Origin of the sequence: Streptococcus sp. NLN76 (genome assembly GCF_015686645.1) — a bacterium.
In the GTDB taxonomy this organism is placed as follows: domain Bacteria; phylum Bacillota; class Bacilli; order Lactobacillales; family Streptococcaceae; genus Streptococcus.
In genome coordinates, this window is record NZ_JADPMS010000067.1 from 1 (window position 1) to 5,671 (window position 5,671).

Annotated in this window: 6 protein-coding genes and 1 pseudogene; 4 read left to right on the top strand and 3 right to left on the bottom strand. The window is 45.5% G+C overall.

The genetic code is table 11. From position 1 onward, the window contains the following. The first annotated feature begins 194 nt into the window (after nt 1–194). Genes I1A59_RS08850 through I1A59_RS08860 form a run of 3 tightly spaced genes read left to right on the top strand, consistent with a single transcriptional unit; the run spans nt 195 to nt 1,012 of the window. Nucleotides 195–398, top strand: a complete 204-nt coding sequence (locus tag I1A59_RS08850; RefSeq protein ID WP_196092412.1) for a hypothetical protein — start codon at nt 195–197, stop codon at nt 396–398. Nucleotides 399–453: 55 nt separating this feature from the next. Beyond that, a complete protein-coding gene (locus I1A59_RS08855; RefSeq protein ID WP_196092417.1) occupies nt 454–699 on the top strand; it encodes a hypothetical protein in 246 nt (81 codons plus the stop codon). A gap of 34 nt (nt 700–733) precedes the next feature. Then, the gene (locus tag I1A59_RS08860; RefSeq protein ID WP_196092413.1) at nt 734–1,012 is read left to right on the top strand and encodes a hypothetical protein; all 279 of its coding nucleotides are present in this window, start codon (nt 734–736) and stop codon (nt 1,010–1,012) included. A gap of 882 nt (nt 1,013–1,894) precedes the next feature. On the opposite strand, the gene I1A59_RS08865 is transcribed toward I1A59_RS08860, so the two are convergent. Next, on the bottom strand, nt 1,895–3,085 hold the full coding sequence (locus tag I1A59_RS08865) for an ABC transporter permease (RefSeq protein WP_196092414.1): 1,191 nt from the start codon (nt 3,083–3,085) through the stop codon (nt 1,895–1,897). Beyond that, nucleotides 3,085–3,975, bottom strand: coding sequence for an ABC transporter ATP-binding protein (locus tag I1A59_RS08870; protein WP_196092415.1), 891 nt, complete (start codon nt 3,973–3,975; stop codon nt 3,085–3,087). Before I1A59_RS08870 ends, I1A59_RS08865 begins: the two co-directional genes overlap by 1 nt. Nucleotides 3,976–4,105: 130 nt before the next feature. On the opposite strand from I1A59_RS08870, the gene I1A59_RS08875 reads away from it, so the two are divergent. Continuing rightward, entirely contained in the window at nt 4,106–5,266 is a 1,161-nt protein-coding gene (locus I1A59_RS08875) for a carbohydrate-binding domain-containing protein (protein WP_196092416.1), read from the top strand. Between the two features lie 212 nt (nt 5,267–5,478). On the opposite strand, the pseudogene I1A59_RS09550 reads toward I1A59_RS08875, so the two are convergent. Next, nucleotides 5,479–5,671 (bottom strand): annotated as a pseudogene (locus I1A59_RS09550) (IS982 family transposase); the annotation flags it as partial.

Below are 5,671 nucleotides of genomic sequence, written 5' to 3' on the forward strand. Positions count from 1 at the left end.
ATAAAGGGGAAATCCTCTTTTGTCTAGTCGAATGTTTCACCCAATGGGTGAAAAGCAGAACCTTCCAGAAACCCTGTGATCAATACGGTTTCTGGAAGGTTTTTAAGTTAGGTATGAATAATTTGGGATGAAACTATCGTAAGAGACTACATTATAAAGATGCCCACCATTGGCATTGAATTGGAGGTGTTACTATGACCTTGTATGATTCTATTTCTCAAAAATTAGGAAAAGACCTGTTGCAATATATTGAAGAGGTAAGGCTGCGAGATGCCCAGAAAACCGATTGGACCGAGGATGACACTGACGATATTAAGACTTCTCCTTTGTATCGACTAACTCTTGAAGAATTGGATGAATTCGAAAAATACGCTTGGCCAACCTATACGGAACACTAACCAAAACCAATTACCAAGCCTTAAAACAATGGCAACAAGAAAGAGGTGATTCACAATGATGCTTTTCCTTCAAAAAATTCAAAATTCAGATAGTCTAGGCTATTTTTACACACCAGAGAATTATCCGGGACCAGGTATTGTTGAAATAGACCCCATTTCCGGAGAGGTTCACATTGTTGAATTATCTTCCTTTGATAAAAAAGAGGGTTACCCCTACTTCGCCAGCATTGCCAGAGGTAAAGTCAAGCAAATGTGGGACCAACAAGACTTGCCTGATGAAAAATTCTTTGCTTGGGGATAACACAGCGATTACACACGAACAGGAGGCTTTCGTTATGAATCATGACAATTACAGCAAATCAGAAATTGACTTGAAGTTTTCAACCTTAGAAGAAGATATGATGGCAAGTAAATTCGAGTTGCTCAACCAAAAATGGGATGCCAGCGTCCAACAAATTCTATCCCAAACTAAGGTTCTACTACTTGAAAGAGAAATGATTGAGAAATCAGCCAGAGAGGCCGAAATGAAAACAACCACGCGCTGGTTCATCGGCTTAATCCTATCTCTCACCGGTCTAGCAATTTCGATTATTGTTAACTTCTTCCTCCGATAATCTCCGTTTCTCATTTTTAATTCAAATTTTTTCTCCCTTTAAGCTTTGTTTAATCTTTCCAGGTTATACTTATCTCAATCCTAATAAAACTTTTCTTTTTCATAATAATCTCCTGAAAGGCCTCGTTGTTAGACGAGGTCTTTCGTTATGTGGTTGAGCTAGAGGATAGTACTGCTCTGCTTGGGAGATTATTATTTTAGGGCACCTCTAAAAACTAAACTCTTAAAAATTCGAACATTGATTTATCAAGATTTCTACGACATGATTTGATGCAAAACCGGAGTTTTTCGAGGTGCCCTTTAAGGTGAAAGTTTCGGCGCTTTGCTCCTCTCTTGATACCTCGCAAGCTCGGTATCCGCCCCTCTAGCTCACAGAGTTCGCAGAGTTCAAAGGTCTTAGAGAACTTTGAAGATATAGGATCAAAATAACGAAGTTATTGTCAAAAGACATCTAATCTCCTAAAAGGGTTCACGGCTGGTCGTGGACTTTTTCGTTTTGCCATCAAAGACTATATCTGGTTTTATAAACACCATCGATTACAGAGTAGATACCAATATAAGACACCATAGGAAGTCAGAGAAGTTGCCTTATACTCATTACATTTCAAAATCTGAATGTGTTAATCCTCTTCGCCGAACCCTCAGTTCTGTCTTCATCGGATTGCCTTTTCAGATTTCGAACTGTTTCGAGTATTAAACTCAGATCAGCCAGCAACTTACCCAATCGCTAAGAACAAGCAGATTGAAAACTACCAATCTAAGTGGAGTGCATAAAAAATCAGCCATACGAGATGTACGACTGATTTCTGTCATGAACTTCATCTTTGGATATTTTACCTGTCTACTTGACAGGGGGCATATCAGAGGGATGTCCGATCTCGTTTTACTTGCTGGCGAGGCCTTTTTTGAGGGATTTCCAGAGGCCGAGGTCGTCGGTTTGGAGGGCGATGCCGGAGTAGGATTTGCCGATGAGATAGGCGAGGGTTACGGTGGTGGCTAGGAGGAGTAAGAGGGAGAGGAGGGGTTCTAGAGCACCTGCGTAGCCATTGATCATGCGGACGGGCATGAGGAAGATGGAGAGGCCTGGGATGTAGGATAGGACTTGTAAGATAAGGGTGTCTTGACCTCCTTGTCCGAAGATAAAGGTGCCGAAGAAGCCGACCATCACCAAAACTGTGAGGGGTTGAACGGCCTTATTGGCATCTTCTTGGCGGACAACGAGGGCGCCACAGAAGGCAGCGATGACAACATAGAAGCTCAAACCGACTAGCAAGAAAGGCAAGAGGAGCCAATCCAAGTGTGCTAGGAGGGTTTGAAGGAAGGGAAGGGCGGAAGCTCCAAAGGGTTGGCTCAAAAGGAAGAGGTAGGCTAGGACGCCTCCCAAGGCATAAATTCCCAAATGAGTCACCAGCGCTAAGACCACTCCTAAGACACGGCCGTAGAAATAGAGGTCGGCTGGGATGCTAGAAAAAATAATTTCTAGAATTTTAGTCCCTTTTTCTCCTGCAATTTCTTGGGCAGTGGCTGCTGAGTAGGTCAGGGTCATCATGTAGATAATAAAGACTAAACCAAAGATAGCCGCCATTTTAGCACCGAGAGCCATGTCCTGTCCTTCTGGTAGCTCCTCTTTAAAGCTAGGTTGCCGATCCAGAATAGCCACCTGATCTGTGCTTAATTGGGCATTCTGGCGGTTCAGATCAGATTGGGATTGGTCCAAGGCTTTTTGGACTTGGTCTTTTTTCTCAAAGGCCATCCCTTCTTCGCCGTGGTAGGTGGCTGTGAGGAGGCCATTTTCTTCTGAGACGACTAGGTAACCGTTAACCTCTTCTTCTTTTACTGCGGCCTTGGCCGCAGTTTCGTCCGGATAGGATTTAAGGAAATCGAGATCGGACAGGGCTTGGGTTTGGCCCACTAGGGCGATGGCGTTAGAGTCTGAGCCAAATTGGGAAGCGACGTAGCCCGACCCCATGGAGAGCAAGATCATAAAGAAGGGCGCTAAGACTAAGAAGAGGAAGGCCCAGGATTTAACTTGGCGGATGTAGGTTTCTTTGGCGACTAGGAGTACTTGTTTCATTAGGCTTCCTCCGATACTAGTTTAAAGATTTCATCGATGCTTGGGGCTTGCTGGTCAAAGGTGGTGAGGTAGCGGCCTTGGCTAATGCGGTCAAAGAGTTCTGGTCCGGCATCTTCGCTATCCAAGATCAGGCGCCATTTGCCTTGTTTGGTATCCTCGACGGAGAGGACGTGAGGCAGGGCAGCTAATTGTTCCTTATCCAAATCTTGGGAGACAAAGAGGCGGGTGCGGCCGAACTGAAGGCGGACGCTTTGGATGTCCCCATTGAGGGCGATGGTGCCGTCTTTGATCATGATGAGTTGGTCACAGAGTTCTTCCACGTTGGTCATAACATGATCTGAGAAGATGATGGTCGCCCCACGCGCCTTTTCTTCCAGAATGACTTCTTTAAGAAGGCCTGTGTTGACCGGATCTAAACCTGAAAAAGGCTCATCCAGAATGATTAATTGTGGTTGATGAATGAGGGTTACGATGAGTTGAATCTTCTGCTGGTTCCCTTTGGATAAGCTCTTGATTTTGTCACTCATGCGGCCTTTGACCTGTAGTTTTTTCATCCAGATGGGTAGGCGTTCTGCCACTTCTTTCTTGCTCATTCCCTTGAGGCTGGCTAGGTAGCTAACCTGCTCCAGAACCGTCCGCTTGGGCATAAGGCTGCGTTCTTCCGGAAGGTAGCCGATTTGCGAGTAGCGTTCTTTGGTCAGGGGCTGGCCGTCCAGTAGAATCTGACCCTCATAGGTCAGAAAGTTGAGGACGGAATGGAAGAGTGTGGTCTTACCAGCCCCATTTTTCCCGACCAGACCGCAGATGGTCCCGGATGGAATGCTGAAGTTGAGGTCCTTGAGGACCTCCTTGTTCCCATAAGCTTTGGACATGTGTGATACTTGCAACATAAGTTTCCCTCCTTTTCCTTATATTATACTCTTATTTTTCCTTTTAGGCTTCTTTAAGTTAAATTTAAAGGAACTTTTAGTTTTTCTTTTTATACTTATTTGAAAATAAAAAAGAAAAGAAGAACCTCACATGAAGAAAAAACCAATCCTAACCGCTACCATTGCTTTCCTAACCATGGCGAGCTTGGCAGCTTGCAGTCTACAAAGCAGCCAAACGCAATCAACAACAGGCCAAATCGTTAAGCAGAGCACCACAACTCCTTCCATTGATTGGGACAGTCTTCCCAGCAAGGATGTAACGCTGGACGATAAAGGCTTGACCATTACTGAGGCTGGAACTTACGTTCTCAAGGGAAATACCAGCGCAGGGGTGACGGTGAAAACATCTGGTAATGTCCGCCTTATCCTAGCAGGTACAACCATCACCTCCTCTGATGGCCCAGCCATCAATGTAGAGGAAGCTGGAACTGTCCAACTGGAACTTCAAGATGGAACGGAGAACAAGGTCAGCGATTCAAGCACCCACAGCAATGAAGACTTGGAAGGCGCCATCCATTCTGAAGCCGATCTCATCGTGACCGGCCAAGGAAACCTAACCGTTGAAGCTAATTACCAGGACGGAATCGTCTCCACAGACAACCTCTACATCGAAAACGGAACCCTTCAAGTAATCGCGGCAGACGATGCCATCCGCGGCCGAGACAGCGTCACCATCAATGGAGGCAATATTAGCGTCAACGCCCAAGGCGACGGCATTAAATCCAACAACGATGAAGACACCAGCAAAGGGAACGTCACCATCAACGGCGGCGACATCTCTGTATCCGCTGGCGATGACGGGATCAAGGCTGAGTCTAGCCTGGTCATCAATGATGGAAATATCTCTGTCCCACAAAGTGTCGAAGGACTAGAAGGAACCAACGTCACCATCAACGGTGGAGCAGTTGATGTCTACGCAACCGACGACGGTATCAATGCAGCCAGTGACGTCACCGGTGCCGATATCTTTATCAAAGTCACCGGCGGTAACATCACGGTCGAAGTCGGCCAAGGCGATACCGACGCCTTCGACTCCAATGGCAACCTCGAAATCAGCGGTGGTACCATTGATATAACCGCCCAATCCGCCTTCGACTTCGACGGTAGCGTCAGCTTCACCGGTGGAACCGTAACCGTTAACGGCGAAAAACAAACCGAAATTGTCCAAACCGGACCCGGTGCCCCTGGTGGCATGGGTATGCAAGGCGGTATGCCCCCAGGCGGAGGCCAAGCTCCGGGCAACCGTGGATAACTGAAAATAAAACGAAAGCCAATCCTAGGCCAATCAAACTTCTTATTGTTCTATAAAAGAATGAGGTATGATTATTGGCTAAGGGCACAAATGGTACCAAATTCAAATGTTCTTTTCTTAGTAACGAGAACACCTCCTAAGTAGATAGGGTATATAGCCAAATCTACTTAGGAGGTGTTTTTATATGTAACATACCCGTTGTGCTAGTTGATTTAAGGGTAAGCAAGTGAATATTTTAGACTGAAACCATTTTCGATCTGGCTTTGATGAAGTAATATGGAATAAGTTAATAGGATGGCCTCTACTTTAAATTTTAAAGCATAGAGATTCCTGCATCTTAAATCCTCAATCCCAAACTGCTCTAAACTCGAAAATACCGTTTCAATTGGTTTACGCAGTCGTCCA